General features: G+C 45.0%; 19 protein-coding genes. 12 read left to right on the forward strand and 7 right to left on the reverse strand.

Annotated features, from left to right (window positions below; genetic code table 11):
* The first annotated feature begins 19 nt into the window (after positions 1-19).
* Positions 20-1,570: a murein biosynthesis integral membrane protein MurJ gene (gene murJ, locus F894_RS01470; protein WP_171065010.1), complete on the forward strand. Its 1,551-nt coding sequence runs from the start codon at positions 20-22 to the stop codon at positions 1,568-1,570.
* Between the two features lie 126 nt (positions 1,571-1,696).
* On the opposite strand, the gene F894_RS14820 is transcribed toward murJ, so the two are convergent.
* A complete protein-coding gene (locus F894_RS14820; RefSeq protein ID WP_004647174.1) occupies positions 1,697-1,855 on the reverse strand; it encodes a DUF1328 domain-containing protein in 159 nt (52 codons plus the stop codon).
* 192 nt (positions 1,856-2,047) lie between these two features.
* Here F894_RS14820 and F894_RS01480 point away from each other — a divergent pair, with 192 nt between their 5' ends.
* Positions 2,048-2,500 carry a YcgN family cysteine cluster protein gene (locus F894_RS01480; RefSeq protein WP_005245615.1) on the forward strand — a complete coding sequence of 151 codons (453 nt, stop codon included), beginning with the start codon at positions 2,048-2,050 and terminating at the stop codon, positions 2,498-2,500.
* A 19-nt stretch (positions 2,501-2,519) separates the two neighbouring features.
* Here F894_RS01480 and F894_RS01485 read toward each other — a convergent pair whose 3' ends face one another.
* Complete coding sequence (locus F894_RS01485) at positions 2,520-4,658, reverse strand: putative bifunctional diguanylate cyclase/phosphodiesterase (protein ID WP_005245616.1); 2,139 nt, start codon at positions 4,656-4,658, stop codon at positions 2,520-2,522.
* Between the two features lie 263 nt (positions 4,659-4,921).
* Here F894_RS01485 and F894_RS01490 point away from each other — a divergent pair, with 263 nt between their 5' ends.
* Positions 4,922-6,196 (forward strand): replication-associated recombination protein A, encoded by a 1,275-nt coding sequence (locus tag F894_RS01490; protein WP_004281246.1) that lies wholly within the window; start codon positions 4,922-4,924, stop codon positions 6,194-6,196.
* Between the two features lie 303 nt (positions 6,197-6,499).
* Here the strand turns inward: F894_RS01490 and purC are convergent, their stop codons facing one another.
* From purC to dapA, 3 genes are read right to left on the reverse strand one after another with little or no spacing between them, the layout of a single operon-like run.
* A complete protein-coding gene (gene purC, locus F894_RS01495) occupies positions 6,500-7,219 on the reverse strand; it encodes a phosphoribosylaminoimidazolesuccinocarboxamide synthase (protein ID WP_005245619.1) in 720 nt (239 codons plus the stop codon).
* Positions 7,220-7,255: 36 nt separating this feature from the next.
* Positions 7,256-7,861 carry a hypothetical protein gene (locus F894_RS01500; protein WP_004647178.1) on the reverse strand — a complete coding sequence of 202 codons (606 nt, stop codon included), beginning with the start codon at positions 7,859-7,861 and terminating at the stop codon, positions 7,256-7,258.
* 14 nt (positions 7,862-7,875) lie between these two features.
* A complete protein-coding gene (gene dapA, locus F894_RS01505) occupies positions 7,876-8,775 on the reverse strand; it encodes a 4-hydroxy-tetrahydrodipicolinate synthase (RefSeq protein ID WP_004281249.1) in 900 nt (299 codons plus the stop codon).
* Between the two features lie 724 nt (positions 8,776-9,499).
* On the opposite strand from dapA, the gene mhpT reads away from it, so the two are divergent.
* The 4 genes from mhpT to ppk1 all read left to right on the forward strand — a co-directional run bounded on the left by mhpT (position 9,500) and on the right by ppk1 (position 14,949).
* Positions 9,500-10,705: a 3-(3-hydroxy-phenyl)propionate transporter MhpT gene (gene mhpT / locus F894_RS01510; RefSeq protein WP_005245620.1), complete on the forward strand. Its 1,206-nt coding sequence runs from the start codon at positions 9,500-9,502 to the stop codon at positions 10,703-10,705.
* Between the two features lie 300 nt (positions 10,706-11,005).
* Positions 11,006-11,635: a bifunctional nicotinamidase/pyrazinamidase gene (pncA, locus tag F894_RS01515; RefSeq protein WP_005245625.1), complete on the forward strand. Its 630-nt coding sequence runs from the start codon at positions 11,006-11,008 to the stop codon at positions 11,633-11,635.
* Between the two features lie 125 nt (positions 11,636-11,760).
* Positions 11,761-12,708, forward strand: coding sequence for a bile acid:sodium symporter family protein (locus F894_RS01520; RefSeq protein WP_005245628.1), 948 nt, complete (start codon positions 11,761-11,763; stop codon positions 12,706-12,708).
* 177 nt (positions 12,709-12,885) lie between these two features.
* Positions 12,886-14,949, forward strand: a complete 2,064-nt coding sequence (gene ppk1 / locus F894_RS01525) for a polyphosphate kinase 1 (protein ID WP_005245631.1) — start codon at positions 12,886-12,888, stop codon at positions 14,947-14,949.
* A 94-nt stretch (positions 14,950-15,043) separates the two neighbouring features.
* Here ppk1 and F894_RS01530 read toward each other — a convergent pair whose 3' ends face one another.
* Entirely contained in the window at positions 15,044-16,297 is a 1,254-nt protein-coding gene (locus F894_RS01530) for a hypothetical protein (RefSeq protein ID WP_005245633.1), read from the reverse strand.
* A 77-nt stretch (positions 16,298-16,374) separates the two neighbouring features.
* Between F894_RS01530 and serB the strand changes: the two genes are divergently transcribed.
* The 3 genes from serB to F894_RS01545 all read left to right on the forward strand — a co-directional run bounded on the left by serB (position 16,375) and on the right by F894_RS01545 (position 18,966).
* Entirely contained in the window at positions 16,375-17,595 is a 1,221-nt protein-coding gene (serB, locus tag F894_RS01535) for a phosphoserine phosphatase SerB (RefSeq protein ID WP_005245635.1), read from the forward strand.
* 414 nt (positions 17,596-18,009) lie between these two features.
* Positions 18,010-18,345: a ciprofloxacin tolerance protein AciT gene (gene aciT, locus F894_RS01540; RefSeq protein ID WP_004647188.1), complete on the forward strand. Its 336-nt coding sequence runs from the start codon at positions 18,010-18,012 to the stop codon at positions 18,343-18,345.
* 141 nt (positions 18,346-18,486) lie between these two features.
* Positions 18,487-18,966 (forward strand): SCP2 sterol-binding domain-containing protein, encoded by a 480-nt coding sequence (locus F894_RS01545; protein WP_004647189.1) that lies wholly within the window; start codon positions 18,487-18,489, stop codon positions 18,964-18,966.
* Positions 18,967-19,084: 118 nt separating this feature from the next.
* Here F894_RS01545 and dtd read toward each other — a convergent pair whose 3' ends face one another.
* The gene (gene dtd / locus F894_RS01550; RefSeq protein ID WP_005245638.1) at positions 19,085-19,525 is read right to left on the reverse strand and encodes a D-aminoacyl-tRNA deacylase; all 441 of its coding nucleotides are present in this window, start codon (positions 19,523-19,525) and stop codon (positions 19,085-19,087) included.
* A gap of 227 nt (positions 19,526-19,752) precedes the next feature.
* Here dtd and F894_RS01555 point away from each other — a divergent pair, with 227 nt between their 5' ends.
* Together F894_RS01555 and F894_RS01560 are read left to right on the forward strand one after the other, a co-directional pair.
* Positions 19,753-21,267: a catalase gene (locus F894_RS01555; protein WP_005094943.1), complete on the forward strand. Its 1,515-nt coding sequence runs from the start codon at positions 19,753-19,755 to the stop codon at positions 21,265-21,267.
* A gap of 185 nt (positions 21,268-21,452) precedes the next feature.
* Positions 21,453-21,983 carry an ankyrin repeat domain-containing protein gene (locus tag F894_RS01560; protein ID WP_005245639.1) on the forward strand — a complete coding sequence of 177 codons (531 nt, stop codon included), beginning with the start codon at positions 21,453-21,455 and terminating at the stop codon, positions 21,981-21,983.
* The last annotated feature ends 22 nt before the right edge of the window (positions 21,984-22,005 follow it).

A 22,005-nucleotide genomic window follows, 5' to 3' on the forward strand; every position in this document is an offset into this window, starting at 1 on the left:
CCACAAATTTATACATTAGGTGAATAGGATGGCGCTTTGGCGTTCGACCGTCATTGTCAGTGCGATGACCATGTTGTCACGCGTACTGGGATTGGTTCGAGATATTGTTTTACTGAATGTCTTTGGTGCTGGTAAAGACTTCGATACCTTCGTAGTCGCATTTCGTATTCCAAACTTTTTCAGGCGTTTATTTGCCGAAGGCGCATTTTCACAAGCGTTTATTCCGGTACTGACCGAATATAAAACCAGTCGCACGCATACCGAAGTCCAGATCCTGATCAGCCGGGTGTTTGGCTGTCTGGCGACGGTGATGACGACTTTAACCATGGTTGCGATCATTGCTGCGCCATTGATTATGTATATCTATGCGCCCGGTTTCCATAGCGACCCTGAAAAATTCGCTCTGGCGACCGACATGTTCCGCCTGACCATTCCTTATTTGCTGTTCATGTCACTGACGGCTTTTGCCAGCAGTATTCTGAACAGTTATGGCTCTTTCAGTACCCCGGCATTTGCACCGGTCTTGCTGAATGTGGCGATGATTGCAGGAGCACTCTGGCTTACGCCTTATATGGCTGAGCCGATTATGGCGCTGGGCTGGGCAGTGATCATTGCCGGTATTTTACAGCTGGCGATCCAGATTCCTGAATTATGGCGTAAAAACCTACTGATTCCACCGAAAATTGACTTCAAGCACGAAGGCGTTGATCGCATCATGAAGTTGATGCTACCGGCATTATTTGGTGTATCTGTCACGCAAATTAATCTATTGTTAAATACCATTTGGGCTTCATTCATGCAGGATGGTTCGGTGTCCTGGCTGTATAGTGCCGAGCGTATGACCGAATTGCCGCTGGGTCTGATCGGTGTTGCAATTGGTACCGTGATTTTGCCGTCGTTATCGGCACGGCATACTGAGCAAAATCCGGAAAAATTCCGTGGCATGATGGACTGGGCAGCCAAAGTGATTGTGATGGCAGGCCTACCCGCCAGTATTGCACTGTTTATGCTGTCGACCCCGATCATTCAGGCCCTGTTTGAACGTGGCCAGTTCACCTTTGAAGATACCCAGATGACGGCTTTGGCACTGCAATGTATGAGCGGTGGTGTGATTGCCTTTATGTTGATTAAAGTCTTTGCTCCCGGTTTTTATGCAAAGCAAGATACCAGAACCCCGGTGCGTGTCGGTCTGATGGCTGTGGCGGCCAATGCGATTCTGAACGTGATCTTTATCGGTTTCTTCAAGCTGATTGACTGGGAAGCGGAGCATATGGCCCTTGCGCTGGCCTCGACAGGTTCAGCGATGGTCAATGCTGGTCTGCTTTATTATTATCTGCATAAGCGTGATATTTTCCGTTTTGGGGCGCACTGGAAAAAAATCTTCCTGCAATTCATGTTTGCCAATGTGGTGATGATTGCAGCTCTGGCCTATGCCCTGAGTTGGTATAACGCAGATGTATCACAATGGATGCGTGTGGTAGAAGTATTGATCTTATGTGTTGTCGGTGTGGTAGCGTATGTTGCAGCCTTGCTGGTGGCAGGTTTTAGACCACGTCATTTAAAGCCTTAAGTTCATCTTAAAAGAAGTATTTTTGATCAAAACAGAGCATTAAAATACCCATAAAAAAAACAAGAGCCAGAAGGCTCTTGTTTTTTTTGAAAGCTAACACTTGCTTTGAAAAGGTCTAGCGTAAATCTAGACCTTGCCGCGCGAAAGAAAACCAACGATCGCAAGAATCACCGCAATTACCAACAAGATAATCGCAAAATCCTTAGACAAGCCTGCGACGCCACCGAAACCAAGTAGACTCGCAATTAATGCAATAACAGCAAAAATAATAGCCCAGCGAAACATATATATTCTCCATGTGTTTTTATTTTCAAATTTAGTATAGAAATAAACGATTCCAGCGACTGTTAGTGTTGTGTTGATGAACTGTCTCTGATTTAACAATAGTTTACGTGATAACAATAAAAATTTGAGACAGTAGGTCTGCAGGGTTCTGGCTGTTATAATCAGCTGATTTTTGAATATTCCGGCCCGATCATGAGCGATACTTTACGTCCCGAATTCTGGAAAAACTATTCACTTGCTGAACTGACGCAAGTCGAGTGGGAGGCCTTGTGTGATGGTTGTGGATTATGTTGTCTGATTAAACTGGAAGATGAAGATACTCAGGAAGTCGCATATACCAAAGTGGCTTGCAAACTGCTGGATTGTAGCACTGCGCGTTGTTCCAATTATCAGGATCGCCTGCAATATGTGCCGGACTGTATTCAGCTCACGCCAGAGAAGCTGGAAACGATTCACTGGTTGCCTTCGAGTTGTGCCTATCGTCGGGTAGAGCAGGGTAAAAGCCTGCCATCTTGGCATTATCTGATTAGCGGTTCACGGGAAAGTGTGATTCAGGCACGCAAGTCGGCAGCAGGGCGCTGCCTGACTGAAAGCGATATTCATGAAGATGACATCGAAGACTATATCGTACGCTGGGTGCGTTAAATCTGCCTACGTGATTCGTTTATTGATCTGCCGGATGGAGTAGGGCCTGGGCCGAAGCACCGGCCATCGGACGATAGAAATAAAATCCCTGTCCAATCTGACAGTCACAATGGATCAGGGTGTCCAGCTGTTCTGTATTCTCGATCCCTTCCACTAGAATATCCAGTGCAATACTAGAGCCAATCTGGGTAATGGCTTTGACAATGGCCAAGGCGGACGGGTCACTGTTCATGCGTTCTACAAAGTTGCGGTCAATCTTGATGCAATCGACCGGATAGTCCTGCAAGCGGGTCAGCGAAGAATGTCCAGTGCCAAAGTCATCTAGTGAAATCTGGATTCCGGCCTGTTTCAGCAGGTTCAGGGCGCGAACTACATAATTGGCGCCATGTTCGGACAGGCTCTGCTCGGTAATTTCCAGTTCAACTTTATGGGCCGGAACATCAAAGTTGGACAGGCGTGCCAACAGTTTTTCGGCATAATCATCGCGCAGGAATTCGACCGGTGCAGCATTGATGGAAATCGGTAACAGATCCAGACCTTGTGCCTGCCAGCGGCTCATATCTGCAAAGACTTTTAGCTGCATGGTCTCACTGATGCGTGAGGCCAGCTCATAGTCCTGAAAGGCACCAAAAATTTCGGAAGGTAACTGAATGTTCTGATTCTGATCTTGCCAGCGTAATAGCGCTTCAAAACCGATCACTGCACCATCAGAAAGACGGACCTTAGGCTGGTAATAGGGAATGATCTGATCGGCGAGAATAATCTTGCGTGCCAGAGTCAGCTGCTTGGTCATATTTTCCAATGACCCGCACATTTCCTGATTAAACATGCGGATGCCACCACGACCACTATTTTTCAGGTCATTTAAGGCGATATCGGCACACTTCAGCAGATTCGAGGTATTTAAGGCATCACGTGGATAGATGGCACAGCCTATACTCATGGCACTGCTGATGCTATTGCCGACATAATTGATGGGCTGATCCAGCTGGGCATAGGCCATTTGCGCCGTTGCCAGCAGTTGCTCTTCACTTTCCAGATTTTTCACCAGTACGGCAAATTCATCACCACCCAAACGGGCGATGATGGTATTCGGACCAAAACAGGTCTGGAAGCGTTTGCCTAAGACATGTAACAGATGATCGCCAGCAATATGGCCCAAGGTGTCATTAATATGCCGGAAATAGTCCAGATCAATCAGCAGTAAACCTGCCATGGTCTGTTGCTGTTTGGCTTTTAACAGTACCTGTTTAAAGGTTTTATAGAAGGTACTGCGATTATACAGGCCAGTCAATTCATCGCGTTTAATCACTTCTTTTAAACGGGTTTCTGCAATTTTTTGCTGACTGATATTGCGTGATACACAGAGGATATTTTGGGTAATATTCTGCTGATCCAGAATTGGCGTCAGCAGATGATCCCAATATTGGATCGGTTGATCTTCGATCTGGACTTTGCTGGAAAAACGGCTGTTTAAGCCTTGGGCCGCCTGTTTTAAAGCACGCTGCCCGGATTTTCGGGCTTCAGGGGTTAAGCGATTTAACCAGCACAATGAACGGTCTTGATTTTGTCCTGCGGTCTCACTTGCTTGTGCCAGACAGCCAGACTGGTTGCTATGTCGAATCTCGCCTTCAGGGCTGATAATGTTAATGCAGTCTGCGCTGGCATCCAGCATGTTTTCCTGGGTTGAAACAATCTGAGAAAGTTGCTGCTGGATTTCAAAATAATCATGCACATCGGTCAGGGAAACGGCCCATTGCAGCAAATGTTCAGGTTCATGATGAAATTTTACCGCTAGGGTACACATGCGATAATGGGTATCACTGCGTTTAATCCGGCACTGGGTTTCAAAATTCTGATGATGATCCAGCGCAGCATGCCACTGCGCTAAAAATAGCTGCAAGTCCTCGGCATGGATAAAACTCTGCCATTGTGGATGACCCTGTTCATTCAGGTTCACGCCAAGATAATCAGTCAAGGCATCGTTAAAATATTGCAGATGTTTTTTGTTGCTGACCCACAAGGGTTGCGGTAAGGCATCGATCAGATTTTTTAATAAAACCGATTCAGACAAGTGAACGTGGGGTGCAATCAGTGATGATGACGTCAGTGGCTTAGACCGACTCACAGCTCCATGTTCAAATTTATCATGCTTCATGCATTCACCACTACAACCCCAAAGTGCCCAAGGGGCGAGATAAGTTTCTTTTAATTAGAATAAACAATATGAAAATTACACTGTAATTAATTCACAATTAATCATGTTCAAATTATTCGCTTTTATAGAGATTAATTCATTCAGAATTAAAAAAATAGAGGATATCTCCATAAATTAATTTTTTATGCTTGATGTTTGCATTCTTGGAATCAAAACTGCTGGTGTTAGAATGAGATCAGAATTTAGTTTGAGCCAATAATAACATGTCAGATAGTCATATCCCGCTTCCAGAACGCTTACGGCCACGCGACCTTACACAGATTATCGGGCAGGAACATTTGCTGGGTGAGCAGGCGCCCTTACGCCAGATGATTGATCAGGGGCATCTACCTTCGATCATTTTCTGGGGACCTCCCGGAGTCGGAAAAACCACCATTGCCTTACTGCTGGCTCAAGCGGTAGACCGGCCTTTTATCAGCCTGTCTGCACTGAATACCGGCGTGAAAGAGCTGCGTGAAATCATTGCAGAAGGTGGCGATTTGCTGACGCCAGTGGTGTTTATTGACGAAATTCATCGCTTTAATAAATCCCAGCAGGATGCTTTATTAAATGCGGTCGAGAAAGGGAAAATTACCTTAATTGGTGCTACCACGGAAAACCCGTCTTTTGAAGTGAATAGTGCCTTATTGTCACGTTGTCAGGTGTATAGCCTGAATGCATTGAGCGCTGAATCGATTCAGACTTTGTTGACACAAGCCTTGCAAAATGACTCTTTCTTGCAGGAAAGACATATCCTGATTGAAGAATTTGATGCCCTGATCCAGTTCGCAGCAGGAGATGCCCGCAAGGCACTGAATTTGCTGGATCTGATTGCTAGTACCTTTGAAGCGGATATGGAAAATATCATCACCAATGCGGTCGTGGTAAAAGTCGCACAGCAGAATATCGCCCGTTATGACAAGTCCGGTGAGCAGCACTATGATCTGGTCTCGGCCTTTATCAAGTCGATTCGCGGCAGTGATCCGGATGCAGCCCTGTACTGGATGGCACGCATGCTCAAAGGCGGCGAAGACCCGGTATTTATTGCACGCCGTATGCTGATTGCCGCATCCGAAGATATCGGCAACTCTAATCCAAATGCCTTGCTGTTGGCTGGTGAATGTTTCCGTTCGGTACAGGCGGTAGGAATGCCGGAATGTCGGATTATCCTAGGACAATGTGCGGTTTATCTGGCGACCAGTGCTAAAAGTAACAGTACTTATCTGGCGATTAACAAGGCGATGGAACTCGCAGATAAAACTTCAAATTTGCCAGTGCCTTTGCATTTAAGAAATGCACCAACCAAGCTGATGAAAGAGCAGGGCTATGGCGTGGATTATCTGTATCCGCATAACTATCCTGAGCATTTTGTGCTACAAGAATATATGCCGCCAGAACTGAAAGATACCAAACTGTATGAATCAGCACGTAATAAACGTGAAGTTGAAGGGGAGCGTTTACAGCAACGCCGTTGGCAACAGCAACAACAGCAGCAATAAAGCTGGGTATCTCAACCGATTGAACAAAGAAAAAAAAGCCCAATTCAAGGCGAATTGGGCTGAAAGTAGGATGTTTTTTTGAGGGAGATAACATCCTAGAGGGTAGAGGAGAAATCTGGTCGGCAAATATGGAGTGAAGTGCATCGACTCACTGATTTGCCTGGTATGAGATAATATTAATGCATGTGGTTTTTGATGTAAAAACGATCATTTTAATAATAAAAATTTATTTTTCCGATTAAAAGCCGAAAATAAAAAACCGAGCTAAAAAGCTCGGTTTTTTCGAATCTGCGCATTTACAGATTAGATGTTGTCCAGGTCGATACCTAAACGGCCAGCCACTTCTTCATAGGCTTCAACCACGCCGCCTAAACCTTGACGGAAACGGTCTTTATCCAGTTTTTTCTTGGTGTCTTTGTCCCATAGACGGCAACCGTCTGGAGAGAATTCATCACCCAGTACGATACGGTCGTGGAACACGCCGAATTCAAGTTTAAAATCGACCAGAATCATGTTACCTGCGTCAAACAATGCTTTAAGCACGTCATTCACTTGGTAAGTCAATTCTTTCATTTTCGCCAATTGTTCAGCAGTCGCCCAACCTAAAGCAATGGCTTGTGACTCATTGACCATTGGATCGCCAAGCGCATCATCTTTAAAGAACAATTCAAATGTTGGAGGAGTCAGTTCCTTGCCTTCTTCCACACCCAGGCGGCGGCATAAAGAACCTGCTGCATAGTTACGGATCACACATTCAACCGGGATCATATCCAGTTTTTTCACCAGCACTTCATTTGGAGTCAGTAGCTTTTCAAAGTGGGTCTCAATTCCCGCTTCTGCCAGTTTTTCCATGATGAAGGCGTTAAAACGGTTGTTCACCTTGCCTTTACGATCTAGTTGCTCAATTTTTTCGCCATTGAATGCTGAGGCATCATCGCGAAAGACTAAAATCAGATGGTCTGAACTGTCTGTGGTGTAGACAGATTTCGCTTTACCAGTATAGAGCAAGGTTTGTTTTAACATGAGGGAACCTTTTACAAAAAAAATGCCTAGAAATGTCTAGGCTGGCCAATTTTGGTAAATCTGGTTGAGCAGTTCTGCGGCTTTTTCACGGTCGGCAAAACTGTTATCGGCATTGAACACAGCGAGGTTATTACTTGAACCGACAGAAGATAATCTTAATACATAGGTCTGCTGGTCGACTTTAATCGTGACTTCATAACGATTTTTGCTCTGCGCAACGATGCTATGATTCAGACTGCTGAGGGTGGCAAGTGTATATTGCCAAATTGTAGCAGAATTTCCCTCAATTTTAAGCAGCGGATTAAGATTTCCGTCAGTGACCAACTGTGGTTGACCCACCGTATTGGTTTCGGTTAGATCAGCTGTATTTGAGTTTTCAGTCTGGGCTTGTGGGCGTGGCAAGGCAAAACGGTTGCCACGCTGGTTTTCAAGCTTCGGTGCATGTTCAATTGCAAGCGGATCAACTGTTGGAGCAGGATACAATGGCGTTGCAGGACGAACCATGGCGCCTTCAGGATATTGTAAAGCTTCCAGGGTAGTAGTCTCTTTATAGTCTAAAGTGCCGTTATTAAAGGCCATTGAACTACAACCTGCCAAACTGAATACTGAAAGTGTAAGGCTAAGTCCTAAACGTAATTGCATAATCTTGTGCTCTTTTATTTAATAACGCCCGCTTCGACCAGTGCTTCATGAAGTGGAGCGCGATATTGTTCTGCAAGTGGTGTTAATGGAAGGCGAATACCTGTACCAATTAAGCCCATGTCATGGAGTGCCCATTTCACAGGAATTGGGTTCGATTCGCAAAATAAAATATTGTGTAAATTTGCAACCTGAGCATTTAGCTGTTCAGCTGTGGCTGCATCACCAGCAATGGCAGCGGCACACACTTCGCTCATGGCTTTCGGAGCCACGTTTGCCGTGACTGAGATATTACCTTTGGCGCCATGTCCGATCAGTTGATATGCAGTCGCATCATCACCCGAATAAACAGTCATATCTTTGCCTACAAGGCCTTGTAGCAATTCAGCACCGCGCGGTACATCGCCAGTCGCATCTTTAATACCGATAATTTGTGGAATATCCGCCAGACGAATCACGGTTTCATTGGCCATATCCACACCGGTACGGCCCGGAACATTATAAAGAATTTGAGGAAGATCAACAGCTTCAGCAATCGCTTTATAATGTTGGTATAAGCCTTCCTGAGTCGGTTTATTGTAATATGGCGTTACCAGTAAAGCGGCATCTGCCCCCAGCTCTTTGGCTTCGCGGGTCAGTTCGATCGCTTCACGGGTCGAGTTCGCACCTGTGCCGGCAATAATAGGAATACGTTTGTTGGCCACACGAATGATTTCTTTGATCACCTGGGTGTGTTCACTCATGCTGAGAGTAGAGGCTTCGCCTGTCGTTCCAACGGCAACAATACTGTTGGTGCCCTCTGCAATATGCCATTCAACCAGCTTCTCGAGACCCTTCCAATCTACGCTGCCATCTTCAAACATAGGGGTGACGATTGCGACTATGGAACCTTGAATGGTCTGTGCTTGCTGAGTCATTTTAAAAAACTATCCTATTTGTCCATCCGAAAGGAATGAGAAAACATAAATTGGGATGGATTTGTATTTTGATTTATAGCAAATTCAATAGATTTGCATTGAATTGAATATTGCTTATGCAAATTATGACTGATCAAACGCATAAGAACAATATGCTTTAGTAAAAGCTACTGAATTCTTTATACAAAGCCTTTTGGAAACAATCAAGTAATAAATAAGATGATTTATAAAGCAAAATCCTGAGACCAAAGTTATGTCTTCAGTCTAGACAAAGGAGGATATTGCCCCAAATGAACCCAATAATGATAAGGCTTGTGCAAAAAAATCAGCTGAAAACTGCGCTTTTTATGCCTTTTGATTTTTAATTAATAGTTATATTGGATAAATTGAGATCTCGTACATCTTGATCGTATTCTCGTACCAAAACAAATAAAGCCAAAAACGACTAAGACTAATCTCTTTTAAATATCAATAAATTGAAAGGTTTTTTTCTTATCGGTTAATTTTTTAACTTGATGTATAAGCTTTAAACTCTAAGTCTTGAACTTTATGATGTTCTGATTAAGTGTTTTTGCGACTTTATCAGTCAGCATCTTCAATTCATCTACTTCAGCTCCTTATGGAATATCCAAGCAAAACGTTCAACTTATTGATAGTTATTTCTGCAATCAGGCTCATAGATGATGGCTGTCTTTTGTAACGCTGATTGAACAAGGATAATCCAATGGAAAAATCAGACAATAAGCATGCTATCGTCACGGTCGCGATCTGTTTTCTGATTGCGGTGATTGAAGGCTTAGATATTCAGGCAGCCGGAATTGCTGCTGCAGGTATTCGTGAGCATTTTGGTCTCGATAGTTCCCAGTTGGGTGTGTTTTTTAGTGCAGGGATTCTGGGTTTATTACCGGGTGCACTGGTTGGTGGTCGATTTGCGGACCGCATTGGCCGTAAGAAAGTCTTGATCTGGTCAACAGCAATATTTGCTGTATTTACCTTATGTACGGTTTGGGTCAATAGCTTTAACAGCTTGCTGGCAGTGCGTTTCCTGGCTGGAGCAGGTCTGGGCGGCGCAATGCCGATTCTGATCACACTCGCCTCTGAAGCTGTGTCTCCACAAAATCGTGGTCGTGCAGTGGGCTTGATGTACTGTGGCATGCCAGTTGGTGCAGCAATTTTATCTTTAATTGCGGCGACTGAATTTGGCGCCAACTGGAAAAATTTTTTCTATCTCGGTGGCCTGTTACCGATTTTTGCCATTCCGCTGATGATGCTATTTTTGCCTGAATCGAAGGAATACCTGAAAGCACATAATAAAACGGCTGCAGAGCTTGCTGTTGCACCGCAGGGTTCATTCAAGGACCTGTTTAATTCGGACAACCTGTTACGTACGCTATGTATCTGGGTGAGCTACTTCTTTACCTTGATGGTGGTTTACATCATGTTGAGCTGGTTGCCATCATTGTTTATGGAACTTGGTTTCACACGTAAGGATGGTTCAACCGCACAGTTCTACTTCATGGTGACAGCGACGATTGGTACGATTATTCTGGGTATGCTGACCGACCGCTGGAAGAAAGCCTATGTGATCCTGTTGATGTACGGTGGTATTTTGGCAGGTCTACTGGCGCTGAATGGGGCAAGCTCGCTGAACCAGATGTATATGGCAGCCGCATTGGCCGGTGCCTTCGTGATTGGCTGTCAGGGCGTACTGTATGCCTTCGGTAGTATCGTGTATCCGACTGAAGTGCGTGGTACTGGTGTTGGTGTTGCATCTGCAGTTGGCCGTATCGGTGCCATGCTGGGTCCAGTCATTGCCGGTCAGTTATTGACAGCAGGTTTTGGTGCTGCGGGAGTCATTAGCGCTGCGATCCCATGTATCATCATCTCTGCATTATGTATGCTGTTTCTGGTGAATCGCACCAAAGTGTAATGCTCAAAGATTTAAAAAAGCCTGCTTTTGCAGGCTTTTTTATTTTCAGAATTTAATACACTATTTTATTATTAGAAAGATTCATCACTTTATCTTAAAACTTATTTTTTTTGCAGTGATCCCGGCCTATACCAGCCCAGAATTTATCCCATATTTTTCAAAAAAGATGAATCTATTGATCTGCTCATATGCGCATGCTGAGAATACGCAGTCATACCATTTTTAGCAGCAGGGCTAAAAATCCTGGGACATTTTGCGCTATGCTTGGGCATAAATTGAGATTTCAATGGATGAAAACAGATGCAGAATAATGTCGCTTTACTGGTCGTAGACGTACAAAGAGGATTTACTCCCGGAGGCAATCTGGCTGTAGCCAATGCTGACCAGATTATTCCAAATATCAATTTATTGGGGCAGCATTTCAAGCATATTATCCTGACCCAAGACTGGCATCCGGACAACCATATTTCTTTTGCAGACAACCATCCCAGCAAAGCAGCCTATGACAGTATTCAGCTGGATTATGGCACTCAGGTTTTATGGCCAAAGCATTGTGTGCAAGGGACACGCGATGCCGAACTGCATCCGGATTTAAATTTACCACAAGCACAGCTCATCATTCGCAAGGGTTTTCATTCCCAGATCGACAGTTACTCGGCCTTTATGGAAGCCGACCAGAAAACCACGACAGGTCTTGCTGGCTATCTGCGTGAGCGTGGGATTGATACCGTATTTGTGGTCGGGATTGCCACGGACTTTTGTGTGGCCTGGACTGCAATCGATGCCTGCAAACTGGGCTTTAAAACCTATGTGATTGCCGATGCCACCAAGGGCATTGACCTGAATGGTTCCTTGCAACATGCCTGGCAGGATATGCTGTCGCATGGCGTAAAACGTATCTATGTCAAAGATATTGTTCAAGCCGCTTAAAGCTGGATAGGGATAGAACTTAATATACCTTTGATCTTATTTATATTTGAATATAAAAATTCAGGCATCAACGGGTGCCTGTTTTATCTTGCTTTTTCTCCCTTAATGTCACCTGGATGAAACCCATGTCAGCCTTGCTCCAGTTTAGCCAATTTGTCCAAAAAACCTTTGCTTTATGGGTCGTACTTTTTTCCGGCATTGCCTTGATGATCCCTGAAGCTTTTGTCTGGTTAAGAGCTTATATTCCCTGGATGTTAGGCATCATCATGTTTGGCATGGGGATGACCATGACGGTAGGCGATTTTAAAAGTGTCCTGCAAAGTCCGAAGGCAGTAGCGATTGGTGTGGTGGCCCAGTTTATGGTGATGCCGGGTTTGGCCTTTTTGCTGTGCAAGCTGTTCCAGCTGCCACCAGAGATTGCCATCGGGGTAATCTTGGTGGGTTGCTGTCCGGGCGGAACTGCATCCAATGTGATTACCTATATGGCCAAGGGCAATACTGCCTTGTCGGTCGCCTGTACCTCGGTTTCGACTTTACTGGCGCCCATTTTAACTCCGGCCATTTTCTATGTGTTGGCCAGTCAGTGGATTGAGATCAATGCCTGGTCGATGCTGGTGTCGATCTTACAGGTGGTGTTATTCCCAATTATTCTGGGCTTAATCGTACGGGCGCTACTCAAGCAAAAAGTCACGGCCTATATTCAGGTCATGCCGTTGATTTCTGTGATTGCGATTGTGGCAATTGTCGCGGCGATTATTGCCGGCAGTAAAGCCCAGATTCTGGAGTCTGGGTTAATGATTTTAGGAATCGTGGCCTTACACAATGGTATGGGCTATTTACTGGGTTATTGGGCCAGTCGTATATTTCACTTGGCAGAAATAGACTGTCGTGCAGTATCCATTGAAGTCGGTATGCAGAATTCTGGTCTGGGTGTGGCTTTGGCGGCAACCCATTTTGTTGCATCTCCAATGACAGCTTTGCCAAGCGCCATTTTTAGCCTGTGGCATAATATTTCAGGGCCAGCTTTAGCCACTTATTGGGCTGCCAGACAAACTGAAAAAACAGACACCTAATTGCAGTTTGATGACAGCGCGCAACAAGCCAGAGGATGATTTTTTATAATTTTAAAAATTAAAATATTAATTTATATGGATTTATCGAACTTTGTAACATAAGTGTCATGAAGTCTGCCTAAGATCGCCCCTCAATGATGTGAAACAACAGACTGTAATCAGCAGCATTGAGAGGGCATGGAACAATTTCAGCATTCGTCAGCGACCTATTTTAATCGGGAACTTTCCTTATTTGAATTTCAGCGTCGTGTCTTGGCACAAGCACTTGATCCGAATTTACCGATTTTAGAGCGCTTAAACTTCCTGATTATTTTTTCCCGTAATCTGGATGAGTTTTTTGAAATCAGGATTGCCGGGCTGATGAAACAGCAAGACCTGAATGCGACTACCCGGACGCCTGATGCTGTACCCACCGAGCTGATTCTACAAGAACTGTCCCAGTCCATTCATGCCACAGTGAACAAACAGTATGAGGTTCTGAATCATGCAATTTTGCCTGAACTCCAGGCGCAGGGGATTCAGTTTCTTAAATACCAGGATCTTCTGGAAAAACACAAGGCCTGGATCGCGGCCTTTTTTGCCAAAGAAGTACAACCGGTACTGACCCCGATCAGTCTGGATCCTTCACATCCTTTTCCACGTTTGGTGAATAAAAGTCTGAACTTTATTATCAGCTTGGAAGGTAAAGATGCCTTTGGCCGTGAAATCGAGATGGCGATTGTGCCGGCACCACGTTCCTTACCCTGCCTGATTAAAATTCCGGAAGACGTCACTGGAAACAATACCACCCAGATTTTTCTGACTGCAATCATCCAGCAGCATATTAGTGATTTGTTCCCGGGCATGAAAGCGACCGGATGTTATGCCTTTCGGGTCACCCGCAATGCCGATTTGGTACTGTCGGAAGATGTTGACGATCTGGCCGTAGCCTTAAAAGACGAACTGTGTTCGCGCCGTTTTGGTCGTGCGGTACGTCTGGAAATTGAAAATGACTCTCCACAGAACATCATCGACTATTTGCTAGATGAATTTGATCTAACGGAACAGGAGCTGTACCGGATAGATGGACCGATCAATTTGTCCCGTCTGAGTACCAGCTTTGAGCGTCCAGAATTAAAGTATCCGCATTTTAGTCCGGTCATTCCGAAAATTTTCCGTAAACAGAAAAGCATTTTTGAAATTTTAAAGGCACAGGATGTGCTGCTGCATCATCCTTTTGATTCATTCCAGCCGGTGATTACTTTACTGCGCGAAGCGGCCAAGGATCCGGCGGTGCTGGCGATCAAGCAGACGCTGTACCGCAGTGGTCCGGATTCGGAAATTGTTCAGGTGCTGGCAGAAGCCGCACGGAATGGCAAGGAAGTCACAGCCGTGATTGAACTGCGGGCGCGTTTCGATGAAGAATCCAATATTATGGTGGCCAATATCCTGCAAGAAGCCGGGGCAGTGGTGGTCTATGGCATCGTCGGTTATAAGACCCATGCCAAAATGATTCTGATTGTCCGGCGTGAAAACCAGGAATTACTGCGTTATGCACATTTGGGCACTGGAAACTATCATGCCGGGAATGCCCGCATGTACACCGATTATGGCCTGATGACCACACAGCCGGATATCTGTGAAGATGTGCACCGCATGTTCCAGGAACTGACCGGCATGGGGAAAATGGCCAAACTGAAAGCCTTGCTGCATGCACCGTTTACCCTGCATAGCGAACTGCTGAAACTGATTGATCAGGAAAAGGCATTTGCCCTGGCCGACAGAGCCGCACATATCATTATCAAAGTGAATGCACTTACCGAACCGCAATTGATTGCTGCCCTGTATCAGGCTTCGCAGGCTGGGGTAAAAATTGACCTGATTGTGCGTTCAATCTGCTGTCTGATTCCACAAGTTACCGGTATGTCTGAAAATATCCAGGTCCGTTCAATCGTAGGACGTTTCCTGGAACATACCCGGGTTTATTATTTTGAACATGGCGGTGCCAAGAAACTGTATTGTGCCAGTGCCGACTGGATGGGTCGTAACCTGTTTTCCCGGGTGGAAACCTGTTTCCCGGTGCTGGATCCAGAGCTGAAAAAACGGATTTATAAAGATGGCCTGATCAGCTATTTAAAAGATTGTCACAATGCATGGGAGTTAGATGCCGAGGGTCAGTGGCATAAAGTTCCCTGTCAGGATCCGGCCCAGCCTTATAATGCCCAGCAATATCTGCTGGAACAAAAACAGTTAAAAATTTAAGAGATAGGCCAAGACACACTGGCGTATTTGTTTTGTACCCATAAAAAAGCCGGATGTTGGATCCGGCTTTTTTAATTAAAACATTCAAGGATATTTATGAGGCTTTGGACTGTTTGGATTTTAGAATTTCAGTTCTAAAAGTCTGTGCCAGCTCGGCGCTTTCAGCATCCATCCCATTCACCACAAAAGCATGACGGGTCAGGACATTGGTTGGATTCGGCATGCTGACCAGCTGGAAGTGATCACTCACATCTTTCAGCAAGGTGTTCGGTACATGTAAGGCACTTTCTTTCGCGACCAGATGCTGAGTCAGGCGCTCAGCGGCCTGTACCGAGCTGAGCTGCATCTCCTCGACTTTAGAAGCAATCGCGCTGCGGGTTTGTAGCACAAAACGTTTTTCTTCACGATAGCGTTTATACAGCACTTCCGAAAGCAGCTGGAACACGGCACTGATCATGGTCAGGCAGGCCAGGGCATTCGGTTTGTCTGCCGCGATACTAATGGTGGCACCTTTTTCATCAAATTTATGTACGGTACAAATATCAGAACTATTCAATTTATAGCGTTGCACACAGAGTTCGGTGGCTTTATTCAGGAAAATCTGGCAGAGATTGAAATAAGGCACTGAAACGGTTTTATTCACGCTATCCAGTAATTGTTTTGGATCGTAGAACTGGATGTTTAAGCTCAGGCTATCGCTCTCAAGTACCGCAGGCTTATGTTCTTTTTCTTTGGCTTTATTTTTCACTGCCTGTTGGGCTTGGGCAATCGCCAGTGCCGCATTATGCTTTTCCTGTTCCAATGCCTGAGTCAGGTTCTGAATTTCGAATTTCAACCGTGATTCATTATTGATGCGCGCCAGATATTCAGTCCGACTTGGACGTGCCACGGCACGATAAGCGACCCAGAGCAGACCATGAATGATGAAAGAGAACAGAATCGCCAGCCATTGCGTGCGCAAAATTTCACCAATACTTGGCTCAATCAGGGTGATTTCAATCACACCGACTTTTTTCTCGTTTTGCAGCGCATCACGGACAAAAACTTCACCCTCGCGAGTTTTGGTCAGTCCGCCAGTGGCTAAAACTTGAGCTTTTGCATCCAGAATCCGGATGGAAGCTACACTGGGATTGGTGGCATAACGATTTGCCAGCAACGCCAGAGAAACGCGGTTGGGCGGTTCAAGCTCAGACAGGCTGTCTGTCACCAGTTGACTGGTGATCAGCTGTCCCTGATTGGCACGGTTTTCATTCAGTTGGTGAGTGGTTGCCAATACCAGTAAAAAGGTATGCAGAGCAAAACTTACAATCAATAGGCTAGCAAATAGCCCTTGTCTAGGCGCATTCAACGTAAACTTCCAAGGCAATTCTGTTCAATTTCGATTATGATTCTAACAATAGTTGTAGCTCAGACCCGAGTCAATTCATGCGAGAAATCATTCTTATATCATTCTTAGGACCTGACCAGCCTAATCAATTTACACGATTAATGCAGGTTTTGTCCGCCCATTCCTTACAGATTTTAGATGTAGGGCAAGCGGTTATTCATAATCAGTTAACCTTAGGTATTGTTGTCGCCTCTGAAGACCAGATAGCGACAGCATTAGCCATGAAGGAGATCCTGATTCTAGCACATGATATCGGGTTAACTGTGCGCTTTAAACCGATCTCTGCGACTGAATATGATCAGTGGGTCAAAGAGGGTGGACGCACACGTTATATCGTAACGGCATTGGCCCCTGAGTTAAATGCCTCTCATCTGCAAGCCGTGACCCAGATTGTCTCGGGACAAGGCTTTAATATTGAAACTGTGACCCGCCTGTCTGGTCGCCCTGTTTTAGATGGCCAGAGCAGCGGGCCAAAACGTGCTTGTGTCCAGTTTGGTTTAAGTGGACAGATGCTGGATGCAGCCGCCATGCGTGCGGCCTGTCTCAGCCTGTCGAATGAACTGAATGTCGATGTTGCGGTGCAGGAAGATAATGCTTATCGCCGTAACCGTCGTCTGGTTTGCTTTGATATGGACTCGACCCTGATCGAGCAGGAAGTCATTGACGAACTGGCAATTGAAGCCGGCGTCGGTGAGCAGGTCGCAGAAATTACCGAACGTGCCATGCAAGGCGAGCTAGACTTCCAGCAAAGCTTCCGTGCCCGTGTCGCTTTATTGAAAGGGATGGATGCTTCAGTACTTCCAAAAATTGCCGAGCGCCTGACCATTACCGAAGGGGCTGAACGCCTGATTTCGACTTTAAAAGCATTGGGTTACCGTACCGCAATTCTTTCTGGCGGTTTTCAGTATTTTGCGGAATATCTGCAAACTAAACTGGATATTGATGAAGTGCATGCCAACGCGCTCGATGTGCAGGATGGTATAGTTACCGGTGAAGTCAAAGGCCATATCGTCGATGGCGTACGCAAAGCACTCTTGCTTGGTGAAATCGCCCAAGAAATGGGAATTTCCCTGGAACAAACCATTGCAGTTGGTGATGGCGCCAATGACTTACCAATGTTATCCATTGCAGGACTCGGTGTGGCTTTCCGTGCCAAACCTTTGGTACGCCAAAATGCCAATCAGGCGATTTCTAGCGTCGGTCTGGACGGTGTGCTTTATCTACTCGGCGTACATGATAAAGACCTGAACCGTGCATAAGTACAGGCTTTGATTGATTTTAAACGCGACCTTTGGGTCGCGTTTTTTATTGCTTATGAGGTGAGTGATATAAGGAATAGCTGAAATATGGCTACAAAAACATCGATCATCTTAAACGGAAAAATAATTTTTTCACTTAAAAAAACTACTGATAATTTTGTAATGACACGCCAACATTGGCGCAGTCGTTGATCCACAAAAATGTGAAAAGCAAAAAATGTAATGACAATATAATATCGCGACAAAGTATGTCGTTAGGCTGGATGACAGGACTTTTTTTATGCAAAAAACTCAGCATAATGCAGGCATAGAGATACAAATCAACAGATTCCATTTTATTGATTTAACGAAATTCAATAGATAGAAGCGTTGCAATATCAAGCGGAAACTATCTATCTGGATGGAGGGGGTTATATGGTAACAGCGAATTTAGCAACGATTGTGGGCTTCAGTTTAGTCGCTGTAGCTGTGCTTGCTGTGTTCTTCTCGCCTTATCGTCGCTGGTTAAGCTTTATGGCGGCCGGGATGCTGGTATGGGGCCTGATCGAGGTGATTCGTGTAGGAACTCAAACTTGGTTTGAGCTACCAATGACGTATAGTTATCTGAGCGCGTTAACTGCGGTCATGATGGTGGTGACTGGCCTGTTGTTGCGTGAAGATCGTCGTGCTGAGCGTGCTTTGGCAAAACGCCGTTGCATCGAACATACGCCAGTGTATGAAGACGACCAGCAGCAGCTTTCAAGCCGTTAATTCTACAAGTTGTAATGAAAAAAATGCACCCACGGGTGCATTTTTCAGTTTGGAAATATGATACAAACTGCATAATCCACCTAGCCCAGAACTATGCTAGGATATTTGTCAATTTTCGTACAATTAGAATAGGCATCCTCCATGAAACTGTCGTCCATTCCTGTGTTAAAACTTCCTCTTATTGATATGAGTACAGATCCGCTGGACTTACTGGTCGCAGGTTTAGCTTTACGTATGAAGCAGTTGGCACGTACCAGCCCAAAATTCATTGAACTGGTACATGGGCGTCAATTCCGTATCCAGATTGGTACGGATGAAGGTATGGCACGTCAGATTATTGTGGATAACGGTCATATTGATACCGTTTCTGGTGATGCTGAAAAAGCTGATTTTGTGTTGCAGTTTGCTGACAGTGAGCAGGGTGTGAAGACCTTGGTCAAAGGTGACCCGACGGCATTTATGACCGGCATGCAAAGTGGCACCATTAAAATGGAAGGCGACTTTGGCCTGCTGGTTTGGTTTAACCAGGTGGCAAAAATGATTCCACCAAAACTGCCAAAGCCAGTCAAAGAAAAAGTGAAAATGGTACGTCAGTTTATTAAAGAAAAAACTGGTAAATAAGTTAAAAATCTTTCATCCAACCTTTTCTTTCTCCCTTTGGGAGAAACACAAAGAGGGGTGAAAGGATGAAAGATTTTTTAAAAGAAAAAGTCCTCAATTCGAGGGCTTTTTTACTGAATCATTCAACTTCCAGATTAAACGTCACCGGCCCATCATTGACCAGATGCACTTTCATGTCGGCGGCAAAAATACCGGTTTGCACATGTTCAAACTGGCTTTGGGCATATTCTACCAGCTGCTCATAAAGTGCTTTAGCCTCGGCAGGCGGCATAGCGGGGCCAAAGTCTGGACGTAAACCCTTGTGGGTCTGTGCCATCAAGGTAAATTGTGAAACCAGCAATAAACCACCGTCGGCCTGGGCAACGTTCCAGCCCATTTTACCCTGTTCATCATCAAAGAAACGGTATTTCAATATCTTATCAATCAGCTTTTTGCCTTTTTCCAGATTGTCATCTTTACCTAAACCTAGAAAAACCAGAATTCCTTTTTCAATTTCCCCAGTGGTTTCACCCTCGACCACGACTTTAGCTTCTAAAACTCTTTGTAATAAGGCACGCATTTTACATATGGACTGCTAATGATAGATGGACGTGATTGTAGCAAAAATAAAATCTGGAGCAGTATGAGATGCTGTTTTTATGAACTTTAAATATCTGAAAATCAATTGATTAATTTTTTTAAATCCATTAAAGCGATTGAATTAATAAAAATAATCTGTTTTATCTATTTATTGTGTTGGCGTATCTTAGCCCATGCAGGAAAGGTAATAAATTGAGAGATTTAGAAATGTTTAAGCGTTCATTACTGGTTGCAATGATTGCAACTGTCACAGCTGCACAAGCTGCTCCTTTAACTAAAGACAATGGCGCACCAGTCGGTGATAACCAGAACTCGATCACTGCGGGTCCAAATGGTTCAGTACTCCTTCAGGACGTTCAACTGGTACAAAAATTACAACGTTTTGGTCGTGAGCGTATTCCTGAGCGTGTCGTACATGCGCGTGGTACAGGGGCATATGGTGAATTCGTTGCGACCAAAGATCTATCTGATCTTACCCTCGCTTCATTGTTCAAAGCGGGGACTAAAACTCCAGTTTTCCTACGTTTCTCTACCGTAATTCATGGTAAAGGTTCACCAGAAACTCTACGTGACCCACACGGTTTTGCATTGAAATTCTACACTCAAGAAGGTAACTGGGACTTGGTCGGTAACCAGACACCGGTATTCTTTATCCGTGATGCAATCAAGTTCCCGGACTTCATTCATGCCATGAAGCCAAGCCCAGTAACGAATGTCCAAGATGCTAACCGTGTGTTTGACTTCCTGTCGAGCCAGCCATGGGCAACCAACATGCTGACTTATGTGTATGGCAAGCAAGGTGTTCCAACTAGCTATCGTGAACAGGACGGTTTTGGTGTTCACGCTTACAAACTGTATAACGACAAAGGCGAATACAAGTACGTGAAATTCAACTTCCGCTCTAAACAGGGCGTGAAAGGCCTGAACGTGAAAGAAGCGGCTGAACAGCAGGGTAAAGATTTCAACCACTTGACCAATGATCTATATAACAACATCTATGCGGGTAATTTCCCGAAATGGGATCTATATATTCAGGTGATTGATCCTAAAGATCTAAACAGCTTTGATTTTGATCCGTTAGATCCAACCAAAATCTGGCCAACTGAGCTGGTACCAGAAACCAAAGTCGGTACTTTGACCCTGAACCGTATGCCGAAGAACTTCTTCAATGAGACTGAACAGTCTGCATTTGCGCCAGGTAACCTGGTTCCGGGCATCGAGCCATCAGAAGACCGTCTGCTACAAGGCCGTATCTTCTCTTACTCAGATACCCAAATGTACCGTTTAGGCGCGAATCACCAGCAAATTCCGGTGAACCGTCCAGTGGTAAATGTGAACAACAATAATCAGGATGGCTACATGAATATCTCTGAGCGTGACTCGGATGTGAACTATGAGCCAAGCCGTAAAGAGCCAAAAGCTGCCACTGAAAAAGCACGTGCGGTACAAACACCATTATCTGGTCATGTACAGCAAATTGGCGTGAAAGAGCAGAACTTCAAGCAGGCAGGTGAGCTGTACCGTTCATACTCGGCTAAAGAAAAAGATGACCTGATCATGAACCTTGCTGCTGATTTAGGCGCAGTGAAAGATTCAGAAACCAAGCACATCATGTTGTCTTACTTCTATAAGGCAGATGCGGACTACGGTACACGTATGACCAAGGCGGTAAACGGTAACCTGGCGACTGTTAAAGCCAAAGCTGCAAAATTAAAAGACTAATCCCGATTGGTCTTGAGGAACTGGTGACTAGGGCATAGCGCATCACCTCCAAAAAGTCCTGTAATACTCCAAACCTTTCCTGCACCCTAGGGGGAGTTTTACAGGCACTCCGTTTTTTATCTCATCTCAGGATAATTCAGTCTTTCAAGACTTAAATTCCCCTTCGATTTCTGCTGGAGTTCATCATGAAAGTTATGTCATCTATGTTTTTAGCCAGTATTCTCACGATAGGTTCCGCATTCGCAAACGTGACTGTCGCGAAGGAGATCTCCCCCGCTAAAAGCGTGGACAATATTCAGATGAACTCACAACAGGAACTGGTCGACCTGTTCTTTGCTGCCGCCAAAATTGGCAATAGCGAAGTTATCAACGAATTTTTAAAACATGGCTTTCCGGTCGATGTACGCAATAAAGACGGTTATACGCCACTGATGATGGCAACGTATTATGGCCATCAAACGATAGTCAGCAGTTTGCTTAAACATGGTGCCGACCGCTGTGCTCGAGACAATCGAGGCAATACGGCCTTGATGGGGGCTTTATTCAAGATGGAATTTGCGATTGCCAAGCAGTTGCGTCAGGTGGATTGTGATGCCCAGGTGCAAAAAAACGGACAAAAGACCACAGCCGAATTTGCTAAGGTCATTGGTCAGGAAAAACAGTTGCAGAAACTGATTCAGGAACAGGAAAAAGCTCAGTTCAAATCACAGAAATAAACCGGGTTATGCTTCTGATACT

The sequence above is a fragment of the Acinetobacter sp. CIP 51.11 genome, from assembly GCF_000369665.1.
GTDB lineage: Bacteria > Pseudomonadota > Gammaproteobacteria > Pseudomonadales > Moraxellaceae > Acinetobacter > Acinetobacter lwoffii_S.